Genomic DNA, 16,653 nt, shown 5'->3' with positions numbered 1-16,653 from the left:
CATCGGTGTTCATGAAGCGCCGCCAGCTGTCCGTCGTGTTGTTGATCGCCGTTCTGGTGCTGGCCGGTTGCTCCGGCGGCCACACCCCGCCGTCGGCGGGCGGCAACGCCGAGGTGGGCACCACCAGCGACATCAATCCGCAGGACCCGGCGAACCTCAAACAGGGCGGCACCCTGCGCCTGGCGCTGACGTCGTTCCCGCCGAACTTCAACAACCTGAATGTCGACGGCAACCTGGCCGACTACGGCAACCTGCTCAAGTGGACGATGCCGCGTGCCTTCCGGGTCGCCCCGGACGGTACGACGACGGTCAACACCGACTACTTCACCAGCGTCGAGCTGACCTCCACCAGCCCGCAGGTGGTCACGTACACGATCAACCCGAAGGCGGTGTGGTCGGACGGCACCCCGATCACGTGGGAGGACATCGCCAGCCAGATCAACGCCACCAGCGGCAAGGACAAGGCGTTCCTGATCGCCGGCCCGTCCGGCGCCGACCGGGTGGGGTCGGTGACCCGCGGCGTCGACGATCGCCAGGCCGTCGTCACTTTCGCGAAGCCCTATTCGGAGTGGCGCGGCATGTTCGCGGGCAACGGCATGCTCTGCCCGAAGGTCATGACCGCCACCCCGGAGGCCTTCAACAAGGGCTTCCTCAACGCCCCCCCACCGTCGGCCGGCCCCTTCGTGGTGACCAATCTGGACCGGACCGCCCAACGAATCACGTTGGCCCGCAACCCGAAATGGTGGGGTGCGACACCGGTGCTGGACTCCCTGACCTACCTGGTGCTCGATGACGCCGCGCTGATCCCGGCGTTGCAGAACAACACGATCGACGCGGCCGGGCTGGCCTCGCTCGACGAGCTGACCATCGCCCGCAACACCCCGGGCATCAGCATCCGCCGGGCACCGGGCGCCAGCTGGTACCACTTCACCTTCAACGGTGCGCCCGGTTCGATCCTGGCGGACAGGGCGCTTCGGCTCGCGATCGCCAAGGGTATCGACCGGCAGGCCATCGCCGACGTGACGCAGCGCGGGCTGGTCGACAAGCCGGTGCCCCTGAACAATCACATCTTCGTCGCCGGCCAGAAGGGCTATCAGGACAACAGCGCGGTGGTGGCCTTCGATCCGGACAAGGCCAAGTCCGAACTCGATGCGCTGGGCTGGAAACTCAACGGCGAGTTCCGCGAGAAGGACGGCAAGCAGCTGGTGATCCGCGACGTGCTGTACGACGCGCAGAGCACGCGGCAATTCGGCCAGATCGCCCAGAACAACCTCGCCCAGATCGGGGTCAAGCTGGTGCTGGATGCCAAGCCGGGCAACAACTTCTTCAGCCAGTACATCAACACCGGCGATTTCGACATCGCCCAGTTCAGCTGGGTCGGCGACGCGTTCCCACTGGGTGGCCTGACGCAGATCTTCGCCTCGGGCGGGGACAGCAACTTCGGCAAGATCGGCTCGCCGGAGATCGACGCGAAGATCGAAGCCGTGCTCGACGAGCTCGATCAGGACAAGTCGCGGGCGCTGGCCAACGACCTCGACCAGATGCTGTGGGCCGAAGGCTTTTCGCTCCCGTTGACGCAGTCGCCCGGCAATGTCGGGATCCGCAGCACGCTGGCGAATTTCGGACCGGCCGGCATCGGCGATCTGGACTACACCAAAGTCGGCTTCACGAAGTAACTCTTACGCGATCGGCTTCGTGCCCGGCACCCGCTTCTCCACCGCGGCGGCCGCCTCGATGAAGGCCACCAGCAGCCGAACAGAGATGTTCCCGGGTAGTTCGTCGAGTTCGCCTGCGCGCGAAGCCAACTCGCCAGCATGTCCGTCGACCGCCGCCCGCATGATCTGCAACGCCGCCGCTTCGCGGGTGTCCAGGATGCTGTGCGCCGCGGTACGGAATTCGACCAGCACCGCGTCGGGGATGAGCTCGGCGACCCGGGCGGCGACCGCCGGTGGCGTGGTCAGATCACGCTGCCCGGAGGCCACCACGGTAGGCCAGTCGAACCGCGGCATCTCGGCGACCAGGTCGTAGGGCTCGCCCTCGAAAACCGGTGTGGGTCCGGGAATCCGAGCGGCCACCTCGAGCAGGGCCTCGGACGGGTCCAGCGGGAGCCCGTCCGGCTGACCCGCATAGTCGAGTTCGCGGAACGCGATGCGGCCCGCCAGGTCGACCTCGTTGTGGTACGGGATGTTTCGTAGCGTCAGCTTGCCGAGTTGGGTCATCGCGCGCCACAGCAGGGTGTGCCCGGACAGCAGCAGATCGAGCAGCCGGGACAGCAGCGGCAGACCGCCGATGGCGTACGCGGTCGCGGCGACCTCGCCGGACAGCGAGTCGAATGCGCCGCCGCTCACCAGCCGACGCACCTTCTCGGCGACATCGCCGCTGTCGGTCCGTTGGCCGTCGAGCAGTAGCCCACGGACCGCACTTCGGATGTCCTCGATGTCGCGCGCCGAGAGCACCGGGGAATCCAGCACCATGGCGTGGATCCGCCCGGTGTGCCGGACCCCGAGGCCGGCCGCCAGATAGGTGCCGTAGGAGCAGCCGTAGACGACAGCCCGCTCGGCGCCGATGTCGTCGAGCACCGCGTTCAGGTCGTCCACCACCTGGTCGATGGTGATCGCGGCGGCCGGCAGATCGTGGCCGTCGTCGTCGTGGCGTGACATGCCCACGCCGCGGTGCTCCACCATCACGATGTCCAGACCGAGCGCGCTCGCGTGCTTGCGCATGGCCCGGTACGTCTGGATCGATGCGATGCCCGGGCCGCCGGGGATGACGAGCACCGGGTGCGCCGACGGCGGACCCGTGCGCACATAGTGCAGGTCGAACTGCCGTGCTCCGTCGGGGGTGATCGGCCGGCGAATCGACCGTACGCCGGGCTGGGCCGCCAATCGGGCCTCCAGCAACCGGGATCGCGGCGTCCACCTCATCGCGCCCCATTGTGCCGCACCGGACCCAGCTTTACGAACGTTTATTTACGAATGTAAAGTCATCACTCGTGCCGGTATCGACCCGTCGACGCAATGCCCGCGGTAACGGGGTACTGCTGCGCGACGAGATTCTGACCGCGGCCACCGACCTGCTGGATGCCGTCGACAGCGAATCCGATCTGACGTTGCGAGGCATCGCGTGCGCCGCGGGCATCACCGCGCCCGCCATCTATGCACACTTCCCCGACCGCGACGCCATCGTGGCGGCGCTGGCCGAACGTGCCTGGCACGACGTCGTCGACGAGATCCACGCCGCCGCCGCGGCCGGCTCCGATCCTCGGGATCGGTTGCACCGCGGCTGCGCCACCTACGTGGCGTTCGCCCAGCGCCACCCCCAGCGGTACGCCATGATGACGCGCGCGGCCGCGCTGACGCCGGCCGCCGCCGAGGCACTCGGTGTGGTGACCCGGGCCCTGGCCAACTGCCGGGTGCACCCCGAGCAGCCGGCGCCGGCCGCGCTGCCGCGCATCGCCGCCGCACTGTCCACCGCCCTGCACGGCGTCGCCATGCTCAACCGCACCGACGCACCGTCGATGTGGCTGGCCGACGTCAGTCCCACCGAGGTCATCACGACGCTGGTCGACAGCGCCGTCGACCAGCTCTACCGCGCCGAGGAGAACACATGACCAGCGCCTTCGATACCGGGATCGCGATCGAACCGATCAGGCCCGGCCTGGTCCGCGGCCGCACGGTGCCCGAATGGGCCAACATGGTGGGACCGTTCGGCGGTATCACCGCGGCCACCCTGCTGCACGCCGTGCAGGTCCAGCCCGACTGCCACGGTCAGCCGGTGGCCCTGACGGTGAATTTCGCCGCGCCCATCGCCGACGGCGATTTCGACATCGTGCTGCGGGCCGCGCGGACCAACCGGTCGAACCAGCACTGGATCATCGAACTGACCCAGGACGGCGAGACCAAGACCACCGCCACGGCACTCTTCGGGCTGCGCCGCGAGACCTGGGCGGCCGACGAGACGGTGATGCCGGCCGTCCCAGCACCGGAAGATGTTGCGGTACCGGGGTTTCCGCCGCGGGTGCACTGGACGCGCAACTACGAGATGGTGTTCCTCGACGGAGAGGTGCCCCAGCCCGACACCGGCCCCGACCCGTCGTCGACGACCACGCTGTGGATGCGAAACACCCCGCCGCGCCCGTTGGACTTCCCCGCCCTGACGGCGATGTGCGACCTGTTCTACCCGCGCATCTACCGGCGACTCGGTCGCGTCGTACCGGCCGGGACCATCTCGATGAACATCTATTTCCACGCCGACCAGCGTGAGGTCGAGGCACAGGGCCACGACTTCATCCTGGGCACGGCGCGGGCAAACCGGTTCTCGCTGGGCTATTTCGGCCAGACCGCCGAACTGTTCGGTCGCGACGGCACCCTGCTGGCCTCCACCCAGCAGATCGTCTACTTCAAGGACTGAGCGGTTCCCCGGCGAGGGTGCGTGTCGGTCCGCGACACGCCGCGGCCAGGCGGTCCTTCATGCACGGTCGCTTAGGTTCGCCCTGATCCAAAGCGGTGATCGCCGCCGAGCCCTTCGGTAGAACCGGAGACATGACCCAGGCACCCGTCTCCCCCGCACTGCTCCCCGGTTCCGACGCGTTCAACACACTGCTCGACGAGATCCGAACCGGCGCCAAGGACCGAGATCTCAACGACGAGAACCCCTTTGACCAGGTGATCGCACTGAAACAGGCCGGCTTCGGAACCCTGCGACTACCCGCCGAATTCGGTGGGCCGGGATTATCCGTGCCGCAATTGTTCTCGGCGATCATCGATGTCGCGAGCGCGGACCCGATCGTCGCGCACATCTTCCGGACGCACTTCTGGTTCGTCGAAGAACGGCTCCGCGCGCTACGCGCCGATCCGGCCAATGCCGTGTCACGACACTGGCTGCTGGAGGTGGCCGCGGGCAAGCTGTTCGCCAACGCGTTCAGCGAGAAGGGATCGCTGGCCGTGGGCAGCCTGGTGTTCAACACCCGCCTGCTGCCCGATGGGACCGGCTACCGCTTGCACGGCGAGAAGTTCTACAGCACCGGAACCCTGTTCTCCGACTACCTGACGGTGGCCACCACCAGCGACCACGACTCGGTCGCATCGGTGATCGTTCCGTCGGACCGCGAAGGCGTCCGCCTGATCGACGACTGGGACGGCTTCGGACAGCGCCGAACCGGCACCGGGACAACGACTTTCGCTGACGTGGCGGTGGCAGCCGACGAGCTACTGGCGGACACGCCCTACGACGCCGAGCCGGAGCCCACCGTTCAGTACGCCTCGTTGCAGCTCTACATCCACGCGGTGGTCGCCGGCGTGCTCCAGTCCGTCGTCGACGACGGGGCCGCGCTCCTGCGCTCGCGCACCCGCAGTTTCAGCCATGCCCTGACCGAGAACCCGGTCGACGATCCGCTGTACCAGAAGCTGCTGGGCGAACTGGCCAGCACCGCGTACGTCGCGCGCGCCGCGGTGCTCGATGCCGCGTCCGCGATCGGCGCGGCCACGGACTCCTACGACGACCGCGGGATCCCGGACGCCGATCTGGCGACCGAGGCGCAGCTGAAGGTCGCCAAGGTCAAGGTCCATCTCGACGCCGTCGCTCCCGAGGCCGCCACCCGGCTGCTCGAGCTCGGCGGCGCCAGCGCGGCCAGCCGGCAGCGCAACCTCGACCGGCACTGGCGCAACGTGCGGACCATTACGCTGCACAACCCCGTCGTCTACAAGGCACGCGTGATCGGCGAGAACCTCCTGCACGGTGCCCCCATTCCCGCCAACGCCTACTTCTGACAGGCGAAAGGGAACCAGAAATGACCCGACAGTTGCATCTCGGCGGATTCCAGATCGCCTCCCAGGTGACCCACTCGCACGCCGCCTGGCGCCATCCCGCCAGCGACACCGATTTCCTGACGCCGGAGTACTACCACCGGATGGGCCGGATCCTCGAGCGCGGCAAGTTCGACTTCGTGTTCTTCGCCGATCTGCTGGCCGCGCCGGTGCGCTTCGGCGACGGCATCGCCGAGCCGTTGCGGCGCGGCACGCAGGCCACCGCGACGCTGGACCCGTCGATCGTGGCGGCCAGCATCGCCGCGGTCACCAGCCGTCTCGGGGTGGCGATCACCAAGTCCGCCACCTACTTTCACCCGTACGAGCTGGCTCGCATCTTCGCCAGCCTGGACCACATCACCAGGGGCCGGGTGGCGTGGAACATCGTGACGTCGTTGACGCAGGGCGAGGCGCAGAACTTCGGCCACGACGAACACCTCGACCACGAGTTCCGCTACGAGCGCGCCGACGAGTTCGTCCGCACGACGCTGGAGTTGTGGTCGAGTTGGGAGCCCGACGCGCTGGTACTCGACAAGGCGGGCGGCGTGTTCGCCGACCCGTCGCGCATTCGCCACGTCGACCACGACGGCCCCTACTTCCGCAGCCGTGGCCCGCTCAACGTTCCACACTCGCCGCAGGGCCGACCCGTGCTGATCCAGGCCGGATCATCCTCGACGGGAAAGGATTTCGCTGCCCGCTGGGCCGAGGCGATCTTCGAGATCGATCCGACGCCGGAGGGTCGACGCGCCTATTACGACGACATCAAGTCCCGCGCGGTGAACTTCGGCCGCGACCCCGATCACGTGCTGATCTTCCCGGCCTTCATCCCGTTCATCGGTGAGACCGAGTCGATCGCGCGGGAGAAACAGGCCTTCCACAACGAGTTGGCCGACCCGATCTCCGGGCTCATCACACTGAGCGTGCACACCGATCATGACTTCTCGCAGTACGACCTGGATGCACCGGTCGAAGACGTGCAGGTGAGCGGGACCCAGGGGCTGTTCGACACCGCCCGTCGAGTGGCCAACCGGGACAACCTGACCCTGCGCGACATCGGCAAGTGGTACGCCCAGGGCGTGCTGCTGCCGCAGTTCGTCGGGACGGCTACCCAGGTGGCCGATCAGATCGAGGAGTCGTTCAGCGCGGCCGAAGCCGACGGCTTCATGGTGTCGGCGGCGTCGACACCGGGCACCTTCAACGACTTCGTCGACGCCGTGGTACCGGAATTGCAGCGCCGCAAGCTGTTCCGCGCCGAGTACACCGGCTCCACATTGCGGGAGCACCTCGGACTGCCCGCGGTGACGCCGGCCGATTTCGGATCGGCGCCGCGGATTCGGGCGGTCAGCTGACCGACAGCTCCACGGTGTGCGCCGTGGACACCCCACTGTAGCGATCGGCCGCACAGGTCAGCACGATCACCTGGCCGTCGGCACCGACCGTGTCGAAGACGGCACCCATCCGGGCGAGCCGTTCGGGATCGCTGAACCCGAGCGCGTCGTCGATCATCACCGGCACGGCATCCTGCGTATCGACGAGGGCGGCCACCGCCAGCCGGGCCAGGATCCCGAGTTGCTCCCGCGCGCCGCCGGACAGCGATTCGAACGGCACCGTACGACCGTCGAGGGTGCGGTTCCGGATCTGCAGGTCGCTGTCGATCTCCACTTCGAAGGTGGGCCCGAACACGATGCGGCCCAACCGTTCCAGTTCATCCCGGAACGGCTGGACGTAACGCTGACGGGTGGTGTCGCGGTGCCGGCCCATCACCTCGCGCAGCGTCCGGGCGGCGTCGGCCCGACGTCGCACGCGGTCATGTTCGGCGACCGCGTGCTGGTGACGCACCCGGGCCGCATCCAGCCGGCCGCTGCGGCCTTCGGTCCCGATGACCGCCAACTCGACCTCGATATCGTGCAGATCCCGCTCGATCCCGCTGTGCTGGCGCGTGAAGTCCTCGACGTCGGCGCGGGCCGCGCTCAGCTCCGCGGCGACGGCCGGCGGGTCGGCCTGCGCCATCCGCGCCCGCGCGGCCTCGACCCGTGCCGAGATACGCTGTGCCTCATCAACGCTCGCCTGGGCGCGCACCGCGAGATCGTCATCGGAGATCTCCGACTGCTGGGCGGCCAGCCGGTCCACGACGGCGGCATGCTCACGCCGTGCCGCGGCGGCCTTCTCACGCAGAACCGTTGCAGCCAGGCGCCTTTCGCTGTCCTGTTTGGCCGCGGCCACCACCAGCTTTCGCTGTGTCTCGTCCGCCTTGGCCGCCAGACCCCATGCCGCTTCGGCGGCTGCTGCCTCCGCCCGGACCGCCGTCGGGTCGACCGGATCGCCATCGGTCAACCCTGCCCTTAGGGATTCGAGGCGGTCGCGCAACGCCTCAGCGCTGTCGCCGCCCAGCAGCCCGGTGAGCGTGCCGGTCAACAGATCGCGCTGGCCCAGTAGTTCCCGCCGGGTGGCGTCGAGCCGGCGCGCCTCCTCGACGTCGGCCACACCGGGACCGGCCAGGGCTTCGGCCAGATTCCGGCGCGCCGCGACGAGCCGGGCATGCGTGTCGTCGCCGGGGACCACCGACAGCGTGCCGATCCCGGGTAACGCGATTTCCGCATCGTCCGCGACGGTCACGGTGTGGGACTGCCCGGCCGCCAAGGCAATTCGGCGCCCGCCGATGAGCAGCTCGACCCCGGACTCCGCGGTGAACCGCACCTGCGGGGCCGACAGTGCCGCCTTCGCCTCGGCGAGCCCGACGGCGGCCGCGGCTTCCTCGATGGCCCGGACCGCCCTGTCGGTCAACGGAATGTCGCGCAACCGGGCCGCCACCCCGTTCAGGGCGGACTCGGCGGCGTCGACCCCTTCGAGCCGGGGCCCGAGCCGATCGGCCTCCTCTCGGACGCCGAGTTCGGCCAGCGCGCGCCGGGCGGTCTCGGCCCGGGACAGGCTCTGTTGGAGCATGGTGCCCGCGTCGGCGGCCAGCCGCTCGGCCTCGGCGAGCACCTCGGCACCGGACTGGGCGGCCGCTGCGGCCTGGTCGGCGGCGGTATCGGCGCTTAGGATCTCCTCGGCGCGCGTGGTCACGTCGGCACGCAGGCGGAGCCGTTCCTTGTGCGCGGCGGTCGCGTTGACGCGAATGGCGTCCGCGGCGGTCGCCGAATTCTGTTCGGTGCGCAGTTCGTCGGCCAGGGCGGCGACCGCCGTGTCGGCGGCCTCGGCGGCGGCCAGCCGGGCGGTCACGACAGCCCGGCCACCCTCCAGTCGGGCCAGCTCGGCCGCCAGTTCGGCGTGCCGCTGAACCCGGTGGTCCACCTCGGCGACGGCTGTCTCGCATTCGGCGACCTGGGCGGTGGCGGCATCGAGGGCAGTTCGGACCTCCGCCCATTCCCCGGTGGGCCGGCCGGTCGCGGTGAAGTAGCGGCCGTACTCGGCGTCGATTCGCTCGATCAACAGCGGCTCGCTGCCGGACAGGCCCGCGAGGTCGTCGGCATCACCGGCGGCGACGTCCAGCGCGCGCGACAGTGCGTCACACCCGGACAGGTCCACCGCGGCGGTCGAGGCGGCCTGCAGCACCCGCTGGGCCTGCCACAGGCCGGTGTCCACCGTCTCGGCGAGCATCGAGCGCACCCGGTCGTGCGCCTCGTCGCCCGTGATCTGCTCACGTTGCGGCGCGATGATGGTCAGTTCAGTCTCGCACTTCTTGTGGAAGCGCTTGCGATAGACGAATCGGTAACGGCCCGTGCTGATTTCGGCGGTGACCTCCGAGCCGACGTCGGCGTGGGTGGGCTTGACCTGCTTGACGTCCTTCTTCGCGGATCGGTCCTTGGACTCGAGCAGCAGATCGAGCGCCTCGATCAACGAGGACTTACCAATCTCGTTGGGGCCGCTGACCACGGTGACACCGCGTTCGGGGAACTCGATCTCGCGGTGCGCGATGCCCCGATAGTTCGTCAGGACCATCCGGTGCAGCCTCATGCGGCACCGCTTCGGGGCGCGGCCAACCGCAGCAACAGCGCCAGGGCACCCTGCGCGGCCAGCGCAGCCTGTTCGGAGGCAGCGTCATCGGACCGGGCCGTGGCCACCAGCTCGGCGACCGCCGAGGCGGCGAACCCGCCGATGCCCAGGTCGCCGAACTCCGCGTCGTCGGGCACCACCGCCAGGTCACAATGCCTGTCCCACAACCCGATCCACGCGAACAACCGGGAGTACTTGTCCAGTTGGGCGTCCAGGGCGGCCCGGTCGGTGACCGACAGAGTGCCGGTGAGCACCAGTTGCACGACGGTGCGGTCCTTGTCGGGCATCAGGTCGAGGTTCATATCCAGGTCTGCGACGTCGCGGTCGTTGTCGAGCTGCGAACGCAGCGTGGTGAACCGCCACCGGCCGACCCGGCGGGCATCGACGTCGACCCGGCCGGTGTCGTCGATGTCGACCACCAGCACATGACCGGGGTCCGATTCGATGTCGTCGTAGTTGGTGACCTCGGGCGAACCGGAATACCAGATGCGCCCGCAGTCGCCCACCCGGGTGCGGGAGTGCCTGTCCCCCAAGGCCACATAGTGCACGGCGCCGCGGTCCAGGGCGTCGCGCAGCGCCGCCAGCCGGATGGTGGACGGCCGGGTGGGATCGGGGTCGAGGGTGTCGACCGCGCCGTGCGCGACCAGCACGCGGATGGTGCCGTCGGCCGGCAGATCCGCGAGCGCCTCGGCGGCCAGGTCGGTGGTGGGCCGCTTCGATCGCCACGGCGCCGCGACGATCTGCAGCCCGGGCCGGACGTCGTACCCGCCGGCCCGGTCCAACACGGTGACGTTGGGCGGGCACTCGGCCACGAACAGGGCGCTGGTGAACACCGACGCCGCGTCGAGGGGATCGTGGTTGCCGGGCAGCAGATACACCGGAATGTCGATGGCGCGCATGGCTTCCAGCGACTGACTGACGACACGTGGGTCGAGCTGGTTGTCCTCGAACACGTCGCCGGCGACCACGACGAACTCCGCCCCCGACTCCGCCGCGACCGCACGCAGGCCGGCGACCGCGTCGCGCCGGGCGGCGGCGTAGCGCGGCTGCGCCTCACCCTGCAGGAAGTGGCGCGTCATGCCGAGTTGCCAGTCGGCGGTGTGGATGAACCGCATCGGAGTTCCCCCTGTTCGCGACGGCTGTTTCGTGGTCGAGGGCGAGTCTATGGCGGGGTGCCGACAAGTTCGGGGATGCCGCTCGGCATGTAGCGATACGGTGCATTGGTGGAGCGAGAAGTGAGCGCAGTTGCGCCAGCGAGTGCGGGAACGGATCGCGCATGAGCGGGGAGCGAGAAGTGAGCGCAGTTGCGCCAGCGAGTGCGGGAACGGATCGCGCATGAGCGGGGAGCGAGAAGTGAGCGCAGTTGCGCCAGCGAGTGCGGGAACGGATCGCGCATCGGCAGGGCGCGATGACCAACGTGTCCTGGTGCTGATGAGACATGCCAAGTCCGACTATCCGATCGGGGTCAGCGACCACGACCGGCCCCTGGCGCCGCGCGGTGAACGCGAGGCGGGTCTGGCCGGCGACTGGCTGCGGTCGGGGGGCGCCGGGGCCATCGAGCCGTCCATCGAATCAGTGCTGTGCTCCACCGCCACCCGGACCCGCCAGACCCTGGCGCGCACCGGGATCGACGCGCCCACCGAGTTCCTCGACCGGATCTACGGCGCGACCCCGGGCGCGATCATCGACGAGATCAACCGCGTCGACGCCAACGTCCGCAGTCTGCTGGTGCTCGGCCACGAGCCGGCGATGTCGCAGTTGGCCCTGGGCCTGGCGGGCGTCGACGGCAGCAACCCGGCGGCGATCGAGCGGATCATGATGAAGTACCCGACGTCGGCGATGGCCGTATTACGGATGCGGGGACCGTGGCACGCGCTGGAACTCGGCGGCGCGATGCTCACGACGTTCCACGTGCCCCGGTAAGTCCGCGAGGGTGCACAGAAGTTCGCGGCAACGCGGCGAGTCGCGGACCGACGCGCACACTCGCCGGAAATGATCAGGAGCTGGTGGCCAGCGTCAGTTCCATGAGCTTGGTGGCCATTCCGCAGGCGTCGATGCCGGGGGCCTGCGGGTTGACCCACCAGCCGACGACACCGCCGGCGTCGCTGGCCACGCCGCAGGCGTCGCCGGAGTGCATGAGGATGGACGGCACACCGGCGATGTTCTTGGTCTCCACCTGGTAATTCAGCGCCGCGGCGACCTTCTTCTCGTTGTCCAGGCTGCCCTGCTCGAACCAGAACCGGGTGATGTCGACCAGACCACCGGGATTGGCTGCCTGCCAGCGGCAGACGGCGCCGACGAATGTGCTCTGGATGTCGGCGGGATCGGCGCCCACGGTCTTGGCGATCACGTCGGCGGTCAGGACGTCGCACTCCTTGAGCAGATTCGGATAGGTCTGCTGAGAGTCGTTGTTCCGTGGCCCGGCGCCCTCACGCGCAGCGGTGCCGTCTACCACCTTCGAACAGCCCGTGACCACGCCGGCCGCCGCGACGACCACGGCAGCGCCCGCCAGGACGCGGCGCGCCCTCACTTGACGTTCCTGATCGATTGCGTGGCGAGCTGTTTGGCCACGTCACAGGGTGGCGGGAAGCCCTGCTGGGCGAAGCTGACCGACCACTCGATGAAGTCGTCGTCGAACTGGATGCCGACCTCGCAGAGGTTGTCGCCGAGCGTCGGATCGGTACCGACCGCGACGAACCCGCTGTGGCCGTCGATGTTGATGTCGTCGACCCTGGTCCGGGACAGTTCCTCGGTCTTGCGCTCACGGCCGATGGGGCTGCCGCGGAACCAGGTGAACGAGAAGCTGGGGCCGACGATGCCGCCGTTGACGAGCCACTGACATCCCACCGAGTTCTTCGCGGTGTTCACCAATCCACTCACCTGGGTCAGCTGCTGGACGGTCTGGTCGCTGACCCCGCCGCATTCGGGGAACATCGGCCCGTGCTTGGCGTCCGCGCCCGGCGCCGGCGCCGACGGCGCACCTGGCTGGGGGCCCGGGGAGTCCGAGCTCGAGCAGGCGGCGAGGGCCGACATCCCGGCGAGGGCGGCGATGGCGCCGGCCATGCGGACCATGTTGCGGTTCACCGGTCCGCACACCCGTTGCTCGTCACAGCATGCACTGTAGCGGCAGCATCTGGGGTGGAGCGTCGACACGCCTATTGACCTGCACTTTTGTTGGCGTCCGGGGATGTGCGAAAGTAGCGGAATGCTCCTGGCGCTGCTGCGAAAGTACGTGCGGCCGTACCGGGGCCTGGTCGCGATGGTGATGCTGCTGCAGACGATCAGCACGCTGGCCTCGCTGTACCTGCCGACCGTGAACGCCAGGATCATCGACGACGGCGTGGCCCGTGGCGACACCGGAACCATCGTGCGGCTCGGCGGCGTGATGCTGGCCGTCACCGCGCTGCAGGTGGCGTGCGCGATCGGTGCGGTCTACTTCGGTTCACGGGCCGGGCTGGGTTTCGGGCGCGACGCGCGGGCGGCGATGTTCCACCACATCACGACGTTCTCCGAACACGAGACCACCCGGTTCGGCCCCGCCACGCTGCTGACCCGTAGCACCAACGACGTCCAGCAGATTCAGATGCTGGTGCAGATGACGTTCACGATGCTGGTGACGGCCCCGATCATGTGCGTGGGCGGAATCGTGATGGCGGTGCACCAGGACGCCGGATTGTCCTGGCTGCTGGTGATCAGCGTGCCGGTGCTGGCCGTGGCCAACGGGTTGATCATTCGCCGCATGCTGCCGATCTTCCGCCGGATGCAGCGGCTGATCGACGCGGTGAACCGGGTGCTGCGCGAACAGCTCTCCGGCATTCGGGTGATCCGCGCGTTCGCCCGGGAATCGGTCGAGCGGGACCGGTTTCGGGTCGCCAACACCGAGTTGGCCGACACCGCGCTGGCGGCAGGACGCTGGCAGGCGTTGATGCTGCCGGTGACCACGCTGACCATCAACATCTCTTCGGTGGCGCTGATCTGGTTCGGCGGCAAGCGAATCGATGCCGGCCACATGCAGGTGGGCTCCCTGGTCGCGTTCCTGTCGTATTTCATGTTGATCCTGATGTCCGTCCTGATGGCGACGATCTTCTTCGTGATGCTGCCGCGCGCCTCGGCGTGCGCCGAACGGATCACCGAGGTGCTGTCCACTCCGGCCGCGATCGCCGAGCCGGTGCGGCCGGTAGAACCCCACGGCCCGCGCACGGGCCTCGTCGAATTGCGCGGGGCCGGTTTCCGGTATCCGGGCGCGGAAATGCCGGTGCTGCAAGATGTCTCGTTCACGGCCCGGCCCGGGACCACCACGGCGATCGTGGGCGGCACCGGGTCGGGCAAGTCGACGCTGGTGTCGTTGATCTGCCGGCTCTACGACGTGACCGGGGGCACGATCCTGGTCGACGGTATCGACGTTCGCGATCAGGCGACCGAAGAGCTGTGGTCGGGGATCGGCCTGGTACCCCAACGCGGCTACCTGTTCTCCGGCACGGTGGCCGACAACCTGCGGTATGGGCTCGCGGGGGCGACCGACGACGATATGTGGGAGGCGCTGCGGGTGGCCCGCGCCGACGATTTCGTCCGCGCGCACCCCGACGGCCTGGGGATGCGGGTGGCCCAGGGCGGGGCCAACTTCTCCGGCGGCCAGCGTCAACGGCTCGCGATCGCGCGTGCGGTGATCCGGCGCCCGTCGGTGTACCTGTTCGACGACGCGCTGTCCGCGCTCGACGTACACACCGATGCCGCCGTCCGCGCCAACCTGCGGCAGATGGCTGCCGATTCTACAGTTATCATTGTGGCACAACGGGTTTCGACGGTAATGCACGCCGAACAAGTGATCGTCCTGGACAACGGTCGCGTGGCGGGGCAAGGCGATCACGCGACGCTGCTGGACGAATGCCCGACCTACGCCCAGTTCGCCGAGTCGCAAACCGTCGGAGCGGTTGCGGGAGAACAACGGTGAGCGGCCCGATGCGCGGTGCGCTGCGCATGCAACAGGCTCCGGCGGAGCGGTCCCGGGACTTCCGGGGCAGTGTGGGGCGTCTGCTGCGCCGGCTCACGCCACAGCGCGGACTGACCCTGACCGTGGTGGTCCTGGCGGTGCTGGGCATCGGGATCGGAGTGGTCGGCCCGCGGATCCTGGGCCATGCGACCGATCTGCTGTTCAACGGTGTGATCGGCCGGCAGTTGCCCGCGGGCCTCAGCAAGGAGCAGGCGATCGCCGCGGCTCGCGAACGCGGCGATGACACCTTCGCCGATCTGCTGTCCGGCATGAACGTGATCCCCGGCCACGGTGTGGATTTCGGCGCCGTCGGACGAACCCTGTTGCTGGCGCTGGGCCTGTATCTCGTTGCCGCGCTGCTGGTGTGGCTGCAGGCCCGGCTACTCAACGTCGTCGTCAAGCGCACCATGCTCACGCTGCGCGCCGACGTCGAGGAGAAGGTCCATCGACTCCCGTTGGCGCACTTCGATACCCGCCAGCGCGGCGAACTGCTCAGCCGGGTGACCAACGACGTCGACAACATCCAGACGTCGGTGTCGATGACGATCAGCCAGCTGCTGACGTCCGCCCTGACGGTGGTCGCCGTACTGGGCATGATGCTGAGCATCTCGCCGTTGCTGACATTGATCGCGGTGGTCACGGTGCCGGTATCGCTGTGGATCACGCGGGTGATCACCCGCCGGTCGCAGAAGATGTTCGTCGCGCAGTGGCGAAACACGGGCCGGCTCAACGCCCACATCGAGGAGACCTACAGCGGCTTCACCGTGGTCCGGACGTTCGGACATCGGGCTGCGGCCCGGGAGAAGTTCGCGGGCCTCAACGACGACGTCTTCCACGCCGCGTTCGGTGCGCAGTTCTTCTCCGGATTGGTCGGCCCGGCAACGATGTTCGTCGGCAACCTGGGTTACGTCGGGGTCGCGGTGGTGGGCGGCCTGCACGTGGCGGCCGGTCAGATCACGCTGGGCGCGATCCAGGCGTTCATCCAGTACGTCCGCCAGTTCAACCAGCCGCTGACCCAGATCGCCGGGATGTACAACACGCTGCAGTCCGGAGTGGCCAGCGCCGAACGGGTCTTCGAGTTCCTCGACGAACCCGAACAGTCGGCCGAGCCTCCACGTGAGCTGGCCGTCGGGGCGGGCCCTCCCCGGGTGGAGTTCGATGACGTCACCTTCGGGTACGTACCGGGTTCCCCCGTGCTCGAACACCTTTCACTGATCGCCGAGCCCGGCCAGACGGTCGCCATCATCGGGCCGACCGGCGCCGGCAAGACCACGCTGGTCAACCTTCTGATGCGGTTCTACGAGCTGGATGCCGGCCGGATCCTGATCGACGGTATGGACACCACCACCGTGAGCCGGCACTCGCTGCGCACCCAGATCGGGATGGTGCTCCAGGACACCTGGCTGTTCACCGGGACGATCGCGGAGAACATCGCCTACGGCCGTCCCGGCGCCAGCCACGACGACGTGCTGGCCGCGGCGCGGGCGGCGCACGTCGACCGGTTCGTCCAGACGCTGCCCGACGGATACGACACGGTGGTCAGCGACGACGGTGGCGCGCTGAGCGCCGGCGAGAAGCAGCTCGTCACGATCGCCCGCGCCATCCTGGCCCGGCCCCGGCTGCTGGTCCTCGACGAGGCCACCAGTTCGGTCGACACCAGGACCGAGCTGCTGATCCAGCGGGCGATGGCCGAGTTACGCAGGGACCGAACGAGTTTCATCATCGCGCATCGCCTCTCGACGATCCGCGACGCCGACCTGATCCTGGTGCTGGACGGCGGGCGGATCGTCGAGCGGGGTACCCACGCCGAGCTGCTCGACCGTCGGGGTGCCTACTGGGAGATGTTGCGCGCCTGAGGGTCAC

13 protein-coding genes are annotated in these 16,653 nt (G+C 68.7%); 8 read left to right on the top strand and 5 right to left on the bottom strand.

Annotated features, from left to right (window positions below):
- The first annotated feature begins 11 nt into the window (after positions 1-11).
- Positions 12-1,676, top strand: a complete 1,665-nt coding sequence (gene oppA, locus U0R18_RS09745; RefSeq protein ID WP_526367970.1) for an oligopeptide ABC transporter substrate-binding protein OppA — start codon at positions 12-14, stop codon at positions 1,674-1,676.
- Positions 1,677-1,679: 3 nt separating this feature from the next.
- Here oppA and U0R18_RS09740 read toward each other — a convergent pair whose 3' ends face one another.
- The gene (locus U0R18_RS09740; RefSeq protein ID WP_526367969.1) at positions 1,680-2,924 is read right to left on the bottom strand and encodes an alpha/beta fold hydrolase; all 1,245 of its coding nucleotides are present in this window, start codon (positions 2,922-2,924) and stop codon (positions 1,680-1,682) included.
- 68 nt (positions 2,925-2,992) lie between these two features.
- On the opposite strand from U0R18_RS09740, the gene U0R18_RS09735 reads away from it, so the two are divergent.
- The 4 genes from U0R18_RS09735 (at position 2,993) to U0R18_RS09720 (ending at position 7,153) form a co-directional block, all read left to right on the top strand.
- On the top strand, positions 2,993-3,610 hold the full coding sequence (locus U0R18_RS09735; RefSeq protein ID WP_526367968.1) for a TetR/AcrR family transcriptional regulator: 618 nt from the start codon (positions 2,993-2,995) through the stop codon (positions 3,608-3,610).
- Positions 3,607-4,410 (top strand): acyl-CoA thioesterase, encoded by an 804-nt coding sequence (locus U0R18_RS09730; protein WP_526367967.1) that lies wholly within the window; start codon positions 3,607-3,609, stop codon positions 4,408-4,410. The genes U0R18_RS09735 and U0R18_RS09730 overlap by 4 nt, the downstream gene beginning before the upstream one ends.
- A gap of 131 nt (positions 4,411-4,541) precedes the next feature.
- Entirely contained in the window at positions 4,542-5,768 is a 1,227-nt protein-coding gene (locus U0R18_RS09725) for an acyl-CoA dehydrogenase family protein (protein WP_526367966.1), read from the top strand.
- Positions 5,769-5,788: 20 nt separating this feature from the next.
- The gene (locus U0R18_RS09720) at positions 5,789-7,153 is read left to right on the top strand and encodes an LLM class flavin-dependent oxidoreductase (RefSeq protein WP_526367965.1); all 1,365 of its coding nucleotides are present in this window, start codon (positions 5,789-5,791) and stop codon (positions 7,151-7,153) included.
- On the opposite strand, the gene U0R18_RS09715 is transcribed toward U0R18_RS09720, so the two are convergent.
- Together U0R18_RS09715 and U0R18_RS09710 are read right to left on the bottom strand one after the other, a co-directional pair.
- Positions 7,146-9,761, bottom strand: a complete 2,616-nt coding sequence (locus U0R18_RS09715; protein WP_526367964.1) for an AAA family ATPase — start codon at positions 9,759-9,761, stop codon at positions 7,146-7,148. The two genes, U0R18_RS09720 and U0R18_RS09715, sit on opposite strands and share 8 nt — an antisense overlap.
- Positions 9,758-10,915: a metallophosphoesterase family protein gene (locus tag U0R18_RS09710; RefSeq protein WP_526367963.1), complete on the bottom strand. Its 1,158-nt coding sequence runs from the start codon at positions 10,913-10,915 to the stop codon at positions 9,758-9,760. Before U0R18_RS09710 ends, U0R18_RS09715 begins: the two co-directional genes overlap by 4 nt.
- Positions 10,916-11,231: 316 nt before the next feature.
- On the opposite strand from U0R18_RS09710, the gene U0R18_RS09705 reads away from it, so the two are divergent.
- Positions 11,232-11,723 carry a SixA phosphatase family protein gene (locus tag U0R18_RS09705; RefSeq protein WP_526367962.1) on the top strand — a complete coding sequence of 164 codons (492 nt, stop codon included), beginning with the start codon at positions 11,232-11,234 and terminating at the stop codon, positions 11,721-11,723.
- Positions 11,724-11,796: 73 nt separating this feature from the next.
- On the opposite strand, the gene U0R18_RS09700 is transcribed toward U0R18_RS09705, so the two are convergent.
- The gene (locus U0R18_RS09700) at positions 11,797-12,330 is read right to left on the bottom strand and encodes a DUF3558 family protein (protein ID WP_526367961.1); all 534 of its coding nucleotides are present in this window, start codon (positions 12,328-12,330) and stop codon (positions 11,797-11,799) included.
- Positions 12,327-12,884 (bottom strand): DUF3558 family protein, encoded by a 558-nt coding sequence (locus U0R18_RS09695; RefSeq protein WP_526368285.1) that lies wholly within the window; start codon positions 12,882-12,884, stop codon positions 12,327-12,329. Before U0R18_RS09695 ends, U0R18_RS09700 begins: the two co-directional genes overlap by 4 nt.
- A 121-nt stretch (positions 12,885-13,005) precedes the next feature.
- Between U0R18_RS09695 and U0R18_RS09690 the strand changes: the two genes are divergently transcribed.
- A complete protein-coding gene (locus tag U0R18_RS09690) occupies positions 13,006-14,751 on the top strand; it encodes an ABC transporter ATP-binding protein (protein WP_526367960.1) in 1,746 nt (581 codons plus the stop codon).
- An 8-nt stretch (positions 14,752-14,759) separates the two neighbouring features.
- Complete coding sequence (locus U0R18_RS09685; protein ID WP_526368284.1) at positions 14,760-16,646, top strand: ABC transporter ATP-binding protein; 1,887 nt, start codon at positions 14,760-14,762, stop codon at positions 16,644-16,646.
- Positions 16,647-16,653 lie beyond the last annotated feature (7 nt).

This window comes from Mycobacterium sp. (assembly GCF_046330795.1).
Classification (GTDB): domain Bacteria; phylum Actinomycetota; class Actinomycetes; order Mycobacteriales; family Mycobacteriaceae; genus Mycobacterium.
This window is presented reverse-complemented; position numbering and strand designations above follow the sequence as displayed.

Bases quoted from the DNA above. Each gene is read 5' to 3' on its own strand.
- U0R18_RS09705 (WP_526367962.1), top strand. From the start codon at position 11,232: ATGAGACATGCCAAGTCCGACTATCCGATCGGGGTCAGCGACCACGAC.
- U0R18_RS09690 (WP_526367960.1), top strand. From the start codon at position 13,006: ATGCTCCTGGCGCTGCTGCGAAAGTACGTGCGGCCGTACCGGGGCCTG.
- U0R18_RS09685 (WP_526368284.1), top strand. From the start codon at position 14,760: ATGCGCGGTGCGCTGCGCATGCAACAGGCTCCGGCGGAGCGGTCCCGG.
- U0R18_RS09730 (WP_526367967.1), top strand. From the start codon at position 3,607: ATGACCAGCGCCTTCGATACCGGGATCGCGATCGAACCGATCAGGCCC.
- U0R18_RS09710 (WP_526367963.1), bottom strand. From the start codon at position 10,915: ATGCGGTTCATCCACACCGCCGACTGGCAACTCGGCATGACGCGCCAC.
- U0R18_RS09740 (WP_526367969.1), bottom strand. From the start codon at position 2,924: ATGAGGTGGACGCCGCGATCCCGGTTGCTGGAGGCCCGATTGGCGGCC.
- U0R18_RS09720 (WP_526367965.1), top strand. From the start codon at position 5,789: ATGACCCGACAGTTGCATCTCGGCGGATTCCAGATCGCCTCCCAGGTG.
- U0R18_RS09715 (WP_526367964.1), bottom strand. From the start codon at position 9,761: ATGAGGCTGCACCGGATGGTCCTGACGAACTATCGGGGCATCGCGCAC.
- U0R18_RS09725 (WP_526367966.1), top strand. From the start codon at position 4,542: ATGACCCAGGCACCCGTCTCCCCCGCACTGCTCCCCGGTTCCGACGCG.
- oppA (WP_526367970.1), top strand. From the start codon at position 12: ATGAAGCGCCGCCAGCTGTCCGTCGTGTTGTTGATCGCCGTTCTGGTG.